14 protein-coding genes are annotated in these 14,300 nt (G+C 64.2%); 13 read left to right on the plus strand and 1 reads right to left on the minus strand.

The annotated features are described in order from the left end of the window. The first annotated feature begins 151 nt into the window (after positions 1-151). Entirely contained in the window at positions 152-766 is a 615-nt protein-coding gene (locus G7025_RS22490) for a TetR/AcrR family transcriptional regulator (protein WP_181081269.1), read from the plus strand. 58 nt (positions 767-824) lie between these two features. Here the strand turns inward: G7025_RS22490 and G7025_RS22495 are convergent, their stop codons facing one another. Next, positions 825-3,575, minus strand: a complete 2,751-nt coding sequence (locus G7025_RS22495) for a beta-glucosidase (protein WP_181081270.1) — start codon at positions 3,573-3,575, stop codon at positions 825-827. A gap of 506 nt (positions 3,576-4,081) precedes the next feature. Here G7025_RS22495 and G7025_RS22500 point away from each other — a divergent pair. The 12 genes from G7025_RS22500 (at position 4,082) to gspD (ending at position 14,262) form a co-directional block, all read left to right on the plus strand. Further along, positions 4,082-4,306, plus strand: coding sequence for a hypothetical protein (locus G7025_RS22500; RefSeq protein WP_181081271.1), 225 nt, complete (start codon positions 4,082-4,084; stop codon positions 4,304-4,306). Between the two features lie 93 nt (positions 4,307-4,399). After that, on the plus strand, positions 4,400-6,118 hold the full coding sequence (gene gspE / locus G7025_RS22505) for a type II secretion system ATPase GspE (RefSeq protein WP_181081272.1): 1,719 nt from the start codon (positions 4,400-4,402) through the stop codon (positions 6,116-6,118). Next, positions 6,115-7,317 (plus strand): type II secretion system inner membrane protein GspF, encoded by a 1,203-nt coding sequence (gene gspF / locus G7025_RS22510; protein WP_181081273.1) that lies wholly within the window; start codon positions 6,115-6,117, stop codon positions 7,315-7,317. The genes gspE and gspF overlap by 4 nt, the downstream gene beginning before the upstream one ends. Before the next feature lie 20 nt (positions 7,318-7,337). Further along, positions 7,338-7,763 carry a type II secretion system major pseudopilin GspG gene (gene gspG, locus G7025_RS22515; protein WP_181081274.1) on the plus strand — a complete coding sequence of 142 codons (426 nt, stop codon included), beginning with the start codon at positions 7,338-7,340 and terminating at the stop codon, positions 7,761-7,763. 3 nt (positions 7,764-7,766) lie between these two features. After that, positions 7,767-8,198, plus strand: a complete 432-nt coding sequence (locus G7025_RS22520) for a type II secretion system protein (RefSeq protein WP_181081275.1) — start codon at positions 7,767-7,769, stop codon at positions 8,196-8,198. Further along, positions 8,195-8,551: a prepilin-type N-terminal cleavage/methylation domain-containing protein gene (locus tag G7025_RS22525; RefSeq protein ID WP_181081276.1), complete on the plus strand. Its 357-nt coding sequence runs from the start codon at positions 8,195-8,197 to the stop codon at positions 8,549-8,551. The genes G7025_RS22520 and G7025_RS22525 overlap by 4 nt, the downstream gene beginning before the upstream one ends. Next, positions 8,548-9,177 carry a prepilin-type N-terminal cleavage/methylation domain-containing protein gene (locus G7025_RS22530; RefSeq protein WP_181081277.1) on the plus strand — a complete coding sequence of 210 codons (630 nt, stop codon included), beginning with the start codon at positions 8,548-8,550 and terminating at the stop codon, positions 9,175-9,177. Before G7025_RS22525 ends, G7025_RS22530 begins: the two co-directional genes overlap by 4 nt. After that, entirely contained in the window at positions 9,174-9,899 is a 726-nt protein-coding gene (locus tag G7025_RS22535) for a general secretion pathway protein GspK (protein WP_181081278.1), read from the plus strand. The genes G7025_RS22530 and G7025_RS22535 overlap by 4 nt, the downstream gene beginning before the upstream one ends. Beyond that, entirely contained in the window at positions 9,896-10,939 is a 1,044-nt protein-coding gene (locus tag G7025_RS22540; RefSeq protein WP_181081279.1) for a PilN domain-containing protein, read from the plus strand. Before G7025_RS22535 ends, G7025_RS22540 begins: the two co-directional genes overlap by 4 nt. Next, on the plus strand, positions 10,914-11,525 hold the full coding sequence (gene gspM / locus G7025_RS22545; RefSeq protein ID WP_181081280.1) for a type II secretion system protein GspM: 612 nt from the start codon (positions 10,914-10,916) through the stop codon (positions 11,523-11,525). The genes G7025_RS22540 and gspM overlap by 26 nt, the downstream gene beginning before the upstream one ends. Then, positions 11,522-12,046, plus strand: coding sequence for a general secretion pathway protein GspN (locus G7025_RS22550; RefSeq protein ID WP_181081281.1), 525 nt, complete (start codon positions 11,522-11,524; stop codon positions 12,044-12,046). Before gspM ends, G7025_RS22550 begins: the two co-directional genes overlap by 4 nt. Next, positions 12,043-14,262 (plus strand): type II secretion system secretin GspD, encoded by a 2,220-nt coding sequence (gene gspD / locus G7025_RS22555; protein WP_181081282.1) that lies wholly within the window; start codon positions 12,043-12,045, stop codon positions 14,260-14,262. Before G7025_RS22550 ends, gspD begins: the two co-directional genes overlap by 4 nt. The last annotated feature ends 38 nt before the right edge of the window (positions 14,263-14,300 follow it).

Genomic DNA, 14,300 nt, shown 5'->3' on the forward strand with positions numbered 1-14,300 from the left:
TGTCAGCCTTTAAGCTTGTACAGCTACCCATGGCTGTCGAAGGCAAGTCGAATCGTCGCACCGGCTTCGTGCGCAATGCGCCAGCGCCTTTTCGAATTGCGGCCCAGGGGCAATTTGGATAGGGTGCATGCCTGCCCCTCAGGATACCCCCATGACCGAGCCCGCCCCCAAGACCCGTCGCGCACCCAAAGGTGAAAAACGCCGCGAAGCGCTGCTGGATGCGGCCTTGCAGGTGTTTTCCCTGGAAGGCTACAGCGGTGCGTCCGTGGCTCGGGTGGCAGCGATTGCGGGGCTGTCCGTGGCGGGTCTGCTGCACCACTTTCCCAGCAAGATTTCGCTGCTGATGGGCGTGTTGCAACGCCGCGATGAGGTCAACCAGCGCATTGCCGATCAAGTGCGCGCGGAAAAATCCCTGAGCGGTCTGCTCGGCAGCCTGCGGGCGATCAATCGTTCGAATGCCACGGCGCCGGGCGTGGTGCGCGCCTTTACGATCTTGAATGCCGAAAGCCTGCTCGATACGCAGCCTGCCTGGTCGTGGTTCCAGGAACGGTATGCGGGGATTCACGCACGGTTGCAAAACCAGTTCGCCGAGCTGGTGGCAGCGGGGGAGGTGCGCAGCGATGTAGACATCCCTGGGCTGGTGGAAGAAATCCTGGCCATGATGGATGGCCTGCAAATCCAATGGCTGCGGTTTCCCGCGCGCGTGGACCTGGTGGCGCGCTTCGATACCTACCTTGCGCGGGTCGAAGCGGCCATCAGAACCTGAACCGAGCGCGGGTCACATGTGGGAGGGCGCAGGCCCACCCACACCCGGCCGCACTGGATCAGTTGCCCGCAGCGCTGCCCTGGCTGCTGTCATCACTCATGTCGTAGCCATCACCGTCGCTGGTGCCGCTGTCACCCTGGTTTTGATGCAGCACGCCGCCGGTCTTGACCGTCGATTCACGCAACGTCGAGTTCAGCGCCGAACGCGGCAGCGGGTTGCTGGTGCCGGTCGACAGTTCCTGGCGGAACGGGTTGACCAGCTTGGCGTTCAGGCGAATGTCCTGGGACGATGCGCCCACCGACAGGGTGAAGCTGTCGGCATCCACCACCCAGTGCTTGCTCGCCACGTCGTAGTAGGCCAGCGAGCGGTCATTGAGCTCGATGGTGACGCGCTTGCTCTCGCCCGGCTTGAGGAACACTTTTTTGTAGCCTTTGAGTTCCTTCAGCGCGCGTTCGACTTTCGGGTTGTTCTGGCCTACATACAACTGCGCGACTTCGGCACCGCCGACCTTGCCCGTGTTGGCCAGGTCGAACGAGACTTTGATCGGCGCACCGGCCACCGCCACCCCAGGCGTGACGCTGATATTGCTGTAGCCGAAGGTGGTGTACGACAAGCCATAGCCGAACGGATAGAGCGGCTTGATGCCTTTTTTCTCATAGCCGCGATAGCCCAGGAACAGGTCGTCCTTGTAGCTCATCCGGTCCAGTTTCTCCTGGTTGTCGAATGTGGGGAAGGTCGCGTAGATCGGGTTGTCTTCGATGTTACGCTCAATGCTGATCGGCAACTTGGCCGACGGGTTGACCTTGCCCAGCAGGATCTCCGCCAGCGCCTGGCCGCCGTTCTGCCCAGGGTAGAACGCATGCAGCGCAGCCGGCACCTGGTCGACCCAGTCACTCATCTTCAAGCCGGTGCCGCCGTGCAGGGTGACGACAGTGTTCGGGTTGACCTTGGCGATGTTTTGAATCAGCAGGTTCTGGTATTCGGGCAGATCGAAACTATGGTCGAACCCTTCGCCTTCGTACTCGTTGCTGTTACCGGCGGCCACCAATACCGCGTCGTAGTTGGCCAGCTCCTGTGGCGCGACCAGCGAGGCCCAGCTCATCTGCACGCCGACCAGGCCGCCCATGGTCGAGAGGTAGCCGTTGCGGCGCGAATATTCCAGCTTGATATCGACCGGCTTGCCGGCTTCCAGCTTGAGTTTGGCAAACACCGGAATGGTCGGCGGAATGCTGTTGTTAGGCAGCGGTTTACCGTCGCCATTGTCGAGGATTTTCTGACCGTTGACGTACAGGCGCACCGCGCCGTCGGCGCGCACCTTGAACACCTGCTCGCCGCTGACGGTCGGGGTGATCTGCCCGCTGTAGCGAATCGACGTCGCGGCGGTGTCGCCATTGACCGGCAGGCTGTCGGTGGACCAGTCCAGGTCGACGTGCTGGTCGGTGCGGCTGGCGGCCGGCTCGCCGGACCAGTTGGTGTTGCTGAAGAACTCGGTCTTCAGACCTTTGACCGGCTTGCCGTCGCTGTCGACATGGGTCCAGGTCGAGGTGGTCGGGTCCAGGGACAGCCCATCGATGAACTCCACCTTGGCGCCCGGTGCCAGTTGCTGCAGGCCGCTCAACTCGCTGATGTAGTTGGCGGCCATCACGTTGGCGCTGCCGAAACCAGTGGGTGGCGCGTACTTGGCGAGGCTGCCGACCACAGCAATGCGCTTGACCTTCTTCGCATCCAGCGGCAGCAGGTTGTTCTGGTTCTTCAGCAGCACAATGCCTTCGCGCGCGGCATTGAGCGCCACGCGGTTGCTGGTGGCGCTGTTCATGTTATGGCTGGTCAACGGCGCCTTGCTGTCGAATTTGTACAGGTAGATCTGCTTGAGGATGCGCCGCACTTTGTCGTCGATGGTCGCGCTGCTCAGCTCGCCGCTGTCCAGATACGGCTTGAGCACCGTGCTGTTCATCTGGTAACCCATCATGTCCAGGTCAGTGCCGGCCTGGGCCGCGGGCAGGCCGTTGACCACCGCGTTGTAGTCGCTCTGCACGAAGCCCGGATAGCCCCATTCGGTTTTCAGGATGTCACGCATCAGGTGTTTGTTCTGGCAGGCAAACTCACCGTTCACCTTCTGGAACGCGCACATCATCATCGCGACTTTGCTGTTCTTGGAGGCGGACTCGAACGGCGGCAATGTCATCTCGCGCAGTACGCGCTCGCTGATGATTTCGTCGAGGTGGAAGCGGTTGCTTTCCTGGTCGTTGGCCGCGAAATGCTTGGCGTTGGCCCACACGCCGCGGGACTGGATGCCGTTGATCACAGCGGGGCCCAGGCTGGCGCCGAGGAACGGGTCTTCACCGGATAGATACTCGAATGCACGGCCGCTGAAGGGCATGCGGTACAGGTTCACGCCGGGGCCGGTGACGAACTGATAGCCGCCACTGGCGGTGTCATACCCCAGCGCGCGGCCCAGGTCGATGGCGCGGCGCGGGTTCCAGCTTGCGGCCAGGTTAGGCCCGGACGGGTACACCACGCCCTGGGCGTTGCCTTCGCTGGTGTAGCGCACGCCTACGCCGCCGTCGGCGCCGTGGATCTGCGGGATGCCGTATTGGCTCAGCGGTTTGACGTCCCAGCCACCGATGCCGCCGATGTAGGCGAGCTTTTCTTCCATGGTCATCTTCGCCAGGGTTTTATCCGCGGCTTTTTCGGCGCGGCTCATCCGTCCTTCGTCCAGCGCCGGGCTGGTGGCGGCATGCACTTGGGACACCGCCAGTGCCAGCAGGGCTAACGCCGACTGCGCACCGATCATTTTGCGTTTACTCATGGCTCTCTCCGACAACGGTCATTCAACATGGCGCGACGAGACCTGTGTCATTCAGGCACGCTCGTCACTTTTTTCTAGGCAATAGTTGCCCTTGATCGCAATTTTTAACCGATGGCTAATTGCAACTACTTGGCGAAATTCGCGGGTTTATTAGTTAATTAAAAGTGTGAGTTATTGTTGTGAGTAGTGTCTAAGCGATATCACGCGATGGCATTTTGAACCGCAAAAACCGCACAATTAAGGCAATTCTTGCGGTTATAAGTCAAACAAAAGCTAATTTTTGCGTGAAATTAGAAATAATTCCTTACGTTTCGGAACTAAGACTAAACCTACAAGTCGATTGGTTTAAGAAAATTCATTACGTCATGGCGAACTAGTGGCTTTGTCCGGTAGTTCTAATGTGCCATGTTTTATACAAGCTGTTTTACCCACTGCTTTGGTGTAGGGTCTTGAACGCGTTCAAGGCTCCACTGGAGCGGCCTGCTGTTTTTATCTGGAGAATGTTTATGAAAGTTTCCCTGTTAGGTGCCGGTTTTGTGCTGGGCGTCGCGCTGAGTGGCGCGGCCATGGCGGCTGAGTCCACCGACGCCGACGCCAAGTCCGGCGCTGCCGATTCCACCGTGTTGACCCAGGCCCACGACGCCAAGGCCGCGAAAAAGCAGAAGGCCGAAACCACCAAGGGCGGGCGACCGCTGAACAGCAGCCAAACCGCGCCCAAAGCCTCGAACTGACGGGCAAACGCGCTCCCCTTCAGGAGTGGGCGAGCCCACTCCTGACACGGTTTCTCCATAGCCCTTAGAACATAGCCCCTCAGACAGTCACCCATGCCCAGCCCTTCGACGCCCATCGATGCCTGCCAATTGCCCATCCCGCACACCGAACAGGTTTGCGCGTGGCTGATGCATCACGCCGGGTTGAAGACCGTCGATCTGGAGCGCGCCCGTCGCCTGGCTCAGGAGTCCGCCGACGACGAACTGCTCGGCCTGCTGACCCGCCTGGGGCTGGTCTCCGAGGTCGAACTGGCCCGCGCCTGGGCGGATCTGCTCGGCGCGCCACTGCTGTCGGCCGAGGCCGCGCCGGCGTTGCTCGATCCGTTGCCGGTATTGACCGAACGCTTCATGCGTCATTACCAGATAGTGCCGGTCGGCTGGAGCCACGGCGGGTTGACGGTGCTGTCGGCCAACCCGGCCCAGCGGTATGCGTTCCAGGCCCTGGCGTACGCCTGCGACGTGCCGGTGTGGCTGGCGGTGGGGCCACGTACCGAAGTCGATACTCTGATCGAGCGCTATTACGGCCAGGGCCGCTCAGCCATGGGCACCCTGATCGAAAACCTCGACGAACAGGGCGGCGCGCTGGAAGACATCGAGCACCTCAAGGACATGGCCTCCGAAGCGCCGGTGATTCGCCTGGTCAACCTGATCCTGCAGCGCGCCGTCGAGCAGCGTGCCTCGGACATTCATATCGAACCGTTCGAAAACCAGCTCAAGGTGCGCTACCGCATCGACGGCGTGCTGCACGACGCCGAAGCACCGCCGTCCAGTTCCTCGGCGGCGGTGATTTCGCGGGTCAAGATCATGGCGCGCCTGGACATCGCCGAGCGCCGCCTGCCCCAGGACGGGCGGATCATGCTGCGCATCCAAGGCAAGGAACTGGACCTGCGGGTGTCCACGGTGCCCACCAGTTTTGGCGAGTCGGTGGTGATGCGCCTGCTCGACCGGCAGACCGTGCGCTTCGATTTCCAGAGCCTGGGCTTTGACGGTGCGCGCCTGCAGACTTTTCTCGAGGTGCTGGAACGGCCCCACGGCATTCTGCTGGTCACCGGCCCGACCGGCTCGGGCAAGACCACCACGCTGTACACCGCGCTGTCGCGGCTCAACACCGCCGAGCGCAAGATCATCACTGTGGAAGACCCGGTGGAATACCAGCTCGAAGGCATCAACCAGATTCAGGTCAAGCCCGCCATCGGCTTGGATTTTGCCGGGGCGCTGCGCTCCATCGTGCGTCAGGACCCGGACGTGATCATGATCGGCGAGATCCGCGACCTGGAGACCTGCCGCATCGCCATCCAATCCTCATTGACCGGGCACCTGGTGCTGTCGACCCTGCACACCAACAGCGCGGCGGCGAGTATCACGCGCCTGTTGGACATGGGCGTGGAGAGCTACCTGATCGCCTCGACGGTCAACGGCATTCTGGCTCAGCGCCTGGTGCGCCGGCTTGACCCGGCCACGCGGGTGGCCTTTGAAGCGCCGCCTGAACTGGTCGAAGAACATGGCCTGGACCGCCTGACGGACCAGCGTCCGATTGTGCTCTATCGCCCCGGCACCGGTGGTTATCGCGGCCGCAGCGCGATCACCGAATTGCTGGTGATGAATGACGAACTGCGCAGCCTGCTGATGCGCCAGGCCGACGCCGCCACCCTGGAGCAGGCCGCGCGTCGCAGCGGTCTGCGCACCCTGCATGAAGAAGGCTTGCGCCAGGCCCTGGCCGGCGTGACCTCGCTGGAAGAAGTGCTGCGTGTGACGCGTGGGGAGGGCACGTGAGCCTGTTCAAATACCGCGCCCTCGATGCTCAGGGTGCGCCGCAGAACGGCACCGTCGATGCGAAGGATCAACCCGCCGCCGTGGCCCTGTTGCAAAAGCGCGGCCTGCTGGTGTTGCAGGTCGACCCCGCCGGCCTGAGCGGCCTGCATAAAGCCCTGGGCCGTGGCCAGCTCAACGGCGCCGCCCTCGTCAGCTTTACCCAGCAACTGGCCACGTTGCTCGGCGCCGGCCAACCCCTGGAGCGCGCCCTCGGCATCCTGCTCAAACAACCCGGCCAACCGCAGACCCGCGCGCTGATCGAGCGCATCCGCGAACAGGTCAAGGCCGGCCAGCCGTTATCGAAAGCCCTGGAAGAGGAGGGTGGGCAGTTCTCGCCGCTGTACCTGAGCATGGTGCGCGCCGGTGAAGCGGGCGGCGCCCTGGAAAACACCCTGCGCCAGCTCAGCGATTACCTGGAACGCAGCCAGTTGCTGCGAGGCGAGGTGATCAACGCCCTGATCTATCCGGCGTTTCTGGTGGTGGGCGTGCTCGGTTCGCTGGCGCTGTTGCTGGCCTACGTGGTGCCGCAATTCGTGCCGATTTTCAAGGACCTGGGCGTGCCGATTCCGCTGATCACCGAAGTGATTCTGAGCCTTGGGAAATTTCTCGGCGCTTATGGATTGGCCGTGCTGGCCGGGCTGATCGTGACGGTCTGGGCCTTGGCCGCGCGCCTGCGAGACCCTCGGCGCCGTGAACAATTTGACCGCCGCGTGCTTGGCCTGCGCGTTATCGGCCCGTTGCTGCAACGGGTCGAAGCGGCGCGTCTGGCACGCACTCTGGGCACCTTGCTCAGCAATGGCGTGGCCCTGCTGCACGCGTTGGTGATTGCGCGACAGGTTTGCACCAACCGTGCCCTGCAGGCCCAGGTGGCCCAGGCCGCCGAGTCGGTCAAGGGTGGCGGCACCCTGGCCAGTGCGTTCGGCACCGAGCCGCTGCTGCCGGACCTGGCCCTGCAAATGATTGAAGTCGGCGAACAGGCCGGCGACCTGGACGGCATGTTGCTCAAGGTCGCCGACGTGTTCGACGTTGAAGCCAAGCGCGGCATCGACCGCTTGCTGGCCGCGCTGGTGCCGTCGCTGACCGTGGTCATGGCGGTGCTGGTGGCGGTGATCATGCTCGCGATCATGCTGCCGCTGATGAGCCTGACCAGCAATATATGAACCCACAAGGACCCACTCCCATGCGTCATACCCGATTCAAGCCCGCCCGCCGCCAGGGCGGTTTTACCTTGCTGGAAATGCTCGCGGTGATCGTGCTGCTGGGCATCGTCGCGACCATCGTGGTGCGCCAGGTCGGCGGCAACGTCGATAAGGGCAAGTACGGCGCGGGCAAGGCCCAACTGGCCAGCCTGAGCATGAAGATCGAAAGCTATGGCCTGGACGTCGGCTCGCCGCCCAAGACCTTGCAGCAATTGGTCGACAAGCCCGCCAACAGCACCGGCTGGGCCGGCCCGTATGCCAAACCGTCGGACCTCAAAGACCCGTTCGGCCACGCCTTCGGTTATCGCTTCCCCGGCGAACACGGCGCCTTCGACCTGATTTTCTACGGCCAGGACGGCCAGCCCGGCGGCGATGGCTACAGCGCCGACCTGGGCAACTGGGAATAACCCATGCCCACCCGCCAACGCGGCTTTACCCTGCTGGAAATGCTGGTGGTGATCGTGCTGATCAGCCTGGCGGCCGGCCTGGTAGGGTTTGGTCTGCAACAAGGCCTGCGCGCGGCGAAGGAACGCCAGGTAGTGGGGCAGATGGTTGAAGCGCTGCGCAGCACACGGGCGCGGGCGATTGTCAGTGGCGCCACGCAACGTACATTGTTCGACCTGAAAACACTCCGTTTCCAGGCCCCGGATCGCCCGCCAAAACACTGGCCCGCCGACCTGCAAGTGACCCTCCACACCGCCGAGCAGGCCGGCTCCGCGATTGAGTTCTACCCCGACGGCAGCTCCACCGGCGGCCACCTGCTGCTGGCACACGGCACGCGGCGTTGGCGCATCGACGTCGGCTGGCTGACCGGCAGCGTGCAATCCAAGGCGTTGCCATGAAAAACCAGGGCGGTTTCACCTTGCTGGAAATGCTCGCCGCGCTGCTGCTGATGGCCCTGTGCAGCACGGTGCTGCTGGTCGCCTTTGGCCAAAGCGCCCGTTCGCTGCTGCAAGTGACCCACAGCGACCGCCTCAGCCACGCCGCCCTCAGCGTGATGGACCAGGAAGCCTCCGGGCCCCTCGCCAACGGTGTGCGCCAGGGCGAACTGGACGGCATCGCCTGGCAGTTGCGCATCGCCCAGCAACCCGGTCGCCCCGGCCAGCCGCACCTGTTCCGCCTCGACCTGAGCGTTCGCGAAGGCTCGCGCAGCGCGCAATTCAGCACCCTGAAATTACGCGGGGCGAGCCTGTGAACACGCGACAACAGGGCTTTACCTTGCTGGAAATCCTCATCGTCATCAGCTTGCTGGGGGTGCTGCTGGTGCTGGTCGGCGGTGCGCTGCTGGGAGCGAATCGAGCGGTGCTCAAGGCGCAGCGGTATACGGTGAGCCTGGATGAAATGCGCGCGGCGCAGCAATTTTTGCGCAGCTCGATCAGCGAGGCGCTGCCCCTGGACGTCACCGAGGATGACAGCCAGACCGACGGTTTTTTCATCGGCAGCGCCCAGCGCATGCAATTTGTCGCGACCTTGCCCGGCGTGCTCGGCGGCGGCATCCAGCGGTTCACCTTGCAACTGACCGCGGGCGCGGCGCCGCGCGATTTGCAGGTCACGTTCGCGCGCTTTGAAACGCCGGCCCAGGTCAGCGTGCCGGCGTCACGCGGCGAGCCCCAGGTGCTGCTCAGCGATGTCGAGGACTTGCAATTGAGCTATCGCGGCCTGTCGCCCACGGGCCAGCCCACCGGCTGGATCAGTGCCTGGCCGTGGTCGCGGCGGCTGCCCCAGACGGTGCGTATTGCCGCGCAGGTCAACGGGCCGGTGCCGTGGGTAACCCAAGTGATTGCGCTGCGCCTGAACCTGTCCAGCGGAGCCCCGGAATGATCCGCCATCAGCGCGGCGTCGCGTTGCTGCTGGTGCTGTGGGTGCTGGCCTTGCTCAGCCTGCTGCTGGGCGGCCTGGCCGGCTGGGTGCAGTTGCAGACGCGTCAGGCGGCGTGGCATCGCCAGCACACCCAGGCGGTGCTGGCCGCCGAAGCGGGGATTGCCCTGGCGATGCAGGCGTTCGCCGACCCGCTGCAGCGCAAACAGTGGATCGCCGATGGGCGCGAAATCCCACTGGTGTTCGACGATGCGCAATTGCGCGTCAGCCTGCGCAGCGAGCGCGGCAAGTTGTATTTGAACAGCGCCGAGGTGGCCGATTTTGCCCGCCTGGCCCTGGCCTGCGGGGCCAGCCAGGCCCAGGCCAACCAGTTGGCGCGAGCCCTGGAGACCCGTCGCAACCAGGGCCTGGCGCCGTTTCGCGTGGTTGAAGAAGTACGTCAGTTGCCGGGCATGACCCAGGCGCTGTACAGCGCGCTGGCCCCCGAGATCAGCCTGTGGAGCGGCCTGGACCGGCCCGATGCGGCCTTCGCCAGCGCCCTGATGCGCCGTGCCCTGAACCTGCCGCACCTGAGTGCGGTGGGCGCCGACCCCGGCGAGGTGCTGGTGATCGACAGCCACGCCGAACGGCCCGGCGGCTACCACGCCCGGTTGCAGGCCACCGTGTTATTGAGCCCCGCGCAAGGCAGCGCGCAACCTTATCGAGTACTCCGTTGGCAAGAATGAATGACTACCTCGCGGCGCGCGTGCGGCCGCTCACGGCGCCTATCGCCCAGCGCTGGCGTGGCAGCCTGTTGCAACAGGGCTGGCGGCTGTGGCTCAAGGAACTGCGCGGCTGCCTGCCGCGCTGGTTGTTGCTGCACGATATTGCGGACCGGCTCTACCACTGGCCGCTGACCGCCGCCGTACCGCCCGTGGTGGGCGAGGTGCGCCAGGTGCTGGTGCTGACTGCGCAAACGGTGCTGATACAAACCCTGCGGCTGCCGCCGGCCGCCGCGCGCAACCTGTCTACCGTGGTCGGCTACGAACTGGATCGCTTCACCCCGTTCGAGGCGGCGCAACTTTATTTCGTCGTTCGCCAGGAGCGGCGCACGCCAGCCTATGTAGAAGTAACGCTGATAGCCGTTCTGCGCGAGCGTCTGGACCAGATCCTCGCCGACTGCGCCGACCTGGGGCTGCGGCCCCATGCGGTGGATGTGCAGGACGCCACGGGCAACGCCCTTGGTGTAGACCTGTTGCCGCTGCCGCTGCGCCGCCGTCAGCGCCCGCCCGGAAAGGGCCTGCAACGCAGCCTGCCGTGGTTGTGCGGCGCCTTGATGATCGGTGCCATGCTGCTTTGGCTCGACGACCGCCAGCGGGTTTTGGAGGCCATGCAGCAGAGTGTGCGCGAGCAAAAAAACCAGGTGGCCGAAATTCAGGCGCTGCGCCAGCAACTGCTCAATACCCGGGGCGCCGCGCAATACCTGATTCGCCGCAAAATGGCGCAACCGCCGCTGTCGGCGCTGCTCAATGAACTGACCGCGTGCCTGCCGCCCGACACCTGGCTCGATCAGTTGGAAGTCAACGACGGCGCCGAGGTGTCCTTCTCCGGGCAAAGCGCCAAGGCCAGCGCGCTGATCACCCGAATCAAAGGTTGCCGCAGCCTGGAAAACGCCCAGTTCGAAGGGGTGATTCAACCCGATGCGCAAACCGGCAAGGATCAGTTTTCCTTGCGCGCCCACCTGCACCAGGAGGCCGCTGATGCGCCGACCGCTGACACCCCGTGAACGCCGTGGCGCCGCCCTGATCGGCCTGGCCGTGGTGCTCGGAGCCGTCTACTGGCTGTTGATCGACAGCTGGTTCGCCGGGCCCTTGCGCGCCATGAGCGAGCAGGCCGAGCAGCTGCGTGAGCAACAGCAACGCTACGCCGGCGTGCTTCGCCAGGGCGACAGCCTGCGTCAACAATTGGAGCAGGCGCGCCAGGACCCGGCCAGCAGCACCAGCCTGTTGCCGGGCGATGACCCCAGCGCGGTCGCCGCCGACCTGATGCAACGCATCGCCGACCTGATCAACAGCCGCGCCACGGTCGGCGGCGGTTGCAGCCTGACCCAGCGCATGCCGATCACCCCTCAACAGGACGACAGCGAGCCCTATCGCCAGGTCAAGGTCAGCCTCACGCTCAACTGCGCCATCGAGCCGTTGACCGCGATTGTGCATGAGCTGGAATATCAGCGGCCGTTTCTGTTCGTCGATGAAATGAGCATCCGCCGCGCGCCGAACGCGCCAGTCAGTGGCGGTGCCGGCAAGCTGGTTGTGCACCTGTTGGTGCGCGGCTACCTGCAACCGGCGGGCGCGCGGCAGGTGCAGCCATGATCAGTGCACTGCGCCCCGTTGAATGGCTCCTGCTTGGCGTTGCCGCGGTGTTGAGCCTGCTGATGGTCGGCATTCTCAGCAGCATCGGCGACGCGCCCGAATGGCTGCCGGCGCCTGCGCCCGATGCGCGCACCCAGGCAGCGGCCAAGGTGCTGAATGCACCGAGTGCCAGCCTCGACAGCCTGGCCGGAACCTGGCAGGCGCCGCTGTTCAGCCCGGATCGCAGCCCCGACCGCGCCGTCGGCCAGGCGGGTGTGTCCGACCTGTCGAGCCTGGTGCTGACCGGCATCATCCTGGACGGCAACGTACAGGTGGCGCTGCTCAAGCGCGCGGACGGCCCGCCGCTCAAAGTCCACCAGGGCCAGACTTTGCCCAACGGCTGGCGGCTCGAACAGCTGACCGCCCGCCACGCCCGTTTTGTGCTGGATGGCCGCACGCACACCCTGAGCCTGAATACCCCGCGTTTGCCGCCACCGTCCACCACGCCCCCGATTACCCTTCCTCACGAGTCCACCCCTTGATCGATACTTTCCCTGGCGCTTTGCGCACCACTGCGTTTTGCCTGGCCACCGCCGTCACCCTCGGTGGCTGCGGGACCTTTCCCGAGCACCTGGATGCCGACCCGGCGCTGTTGCACGAGGCGCTGCAAGGCACCGGTTCGCAACGCCCGCCGGTGGCCCCGGCGGCTGAACAGGCACCGCTCGACAGCACCCAGCCCAGCGCGAAGACCCCGCCCCAGCGTCAACTGATCCGTGGCAATCAGTCCTTCGTCCGCCCGCCAAGTGCGGCGCCCGCCGGCCGCGAGGAGGGCGGGGGTGACATCGTGTTCAACTTCGCCGACCAGCCCATTGAAGCGGTGATTAACAGCGTGATGGGCGACCTGTTGCACGAGAACTACAGCATCGCCCAGGGCGTGAAAGGCAACGTCAGTTTTTCCACCTCCAAACCGGTGAATAAGCAGCAGGCCTTGTCGATCCTCGAAACCCTGCTGTCCTGGACCGATAACGCCATGATCCGGCAAGGCAACCGCTACGTGATCCTGCCGGCCAACCAGGCGGTGGCGGGCAAGCTGGTGCCGCAGATGCGCGTGGCCCAGCCGTCCAGCGGCTTGTCGGCGCGCCTATTTCCGCTGCGCTATATCTCGGCCACCGAGATGCAGAAACTGCTCAAACCGTTCGCCCGCGAAAATGCATTCTTGCTGGTGGACCCGGCGCGCAATGTGCTGAGCCTGGCCGGCACTCCGGAAGAGTTGGCCAACTACCAGGACACCATCGACACCTTCGATGTGGACTGGCTCAAAGGTATGTCGGTGGGCGTGTTCGGCCTGCAACGCGCCTCGGTGGCCGAGCTGATGCCCGAGCTGCAAAAGATGTTCGGCCCCGACAGCGGCATGCCGTTGGCGGGCATGGTGCGGTTCCTGCCGATCGAACGGACCAACTCGGTGGTGGCGATTTCCTCGCAACCGCAGTATCTCAGCGAAGTCGGTGACTGGATCCACACCATCGACGAGGGCGGCGGCAACGAGCCGCAGATGTACGTGTATGACGTGCGCAACATGAAGGCCACCGACCTGGCCAAGTACCTGCGGCAGATCTACGGCACGGGCGCGATCAAGGACGACGCTCCGGCCAAGGTCGCCCCCGGTTTGCGCACCGCGACCTTGTCCTCGCCAGGCACCAACAGTACGTCCGGCAGCACGCCCGGCGGCCTGAGCAACAACCTCAATGGCAACCAACCCGCCGCAGAAGAAGAGGAGCAGGAGCCCGAAGCCGAGCAGGACAACGCCGAGCAGGTCACCAGCGAAGACGCCCCGGCCAAAAGCCTCGACGCCGGTACCCGCATCACCGCGCAAAAGAGCAGTAACCAACTGCTGGTGCGCACGCGCCCGGTGCAGTGGAAAGAGATCGAATCGGCGATCAAGCGCCTCGATAACCCGCCGCTGCAAGTGCAGATCGAGACGCGCATCCTCGAAGTCAAACTCACCGGCGAACTGGACCTCGGCGTGCAGTGGTATCTGGGACGCCTGGCCGGTAATTCCACCAGCACCACCGTGGCCAACGCCGCGGGGAGCCAGGGTGCGCTGGGCGGTGGCGGGGCAGGGCTGGGGGCGACGGATTCATTGTTCTATTCCTTCGTCAGCTCCAACCTGCAGGTGGCGCTGCACGCTCTGGAAACCAACGGTCGCACCCAAGTGCTGTCGGCACCGTCGCTGGTGGTGATGAATAACCAGCCGGCGCAGATCCAGGTGGGCGACAACATCCCCATCAGCCAGACCACGGTGAATACCGGCACCTCCGATACCACCTTGAGCAGTGTTGAATATGTGCAGACCGGCGTGATCCTCGACGTAGTGCCGCGAATCAATCCGGGTGGCCTGGTGTACATGGATATCCAGCAGCAGGTCAGCGATGCCCAGGACCAGACGAGCAATGGCGACACGCAAAACAATCCACGCATCTCCACGCGCTCGGTATCGACCCAGGTGGCGGTGCAGAGTGGGCAGACGGTATTGCTCGGAGGGCTGATCAAGCAGGACAACGCCGAGAGTGTCAGTGCCGTGCCTTACCTCGGGAAAATTCCGGGGTTGCGCTGGCTGTTCGGCAGCACCAGCAAATCCAAGGACCGCACCGAACTGATCGTGTTGATCACGCCAAGGGTCATCACCAGCAGCAGCCAGGCAAGGCAGGTGACGGATGATTATCGCCAGCAGATGCAGTTGCTGCGGCCGGCTCAATAAACCAGGGCACAGGAATGCGGTCGACTGAAATGGCTTAT

Origin of the sequence: Pseudomonas lurida (assembly GCF_013522705.1) — a bacterium.
In the GTDB taxonomy this organism is placed as follows: domain Bacteria; phylum Pseudomonadota; class Gammaproteobacteria; order Pseudomonadales; family Pseudomonadaceae; genus Aquipseudomonas; species Aquipseudomonas quebecensis.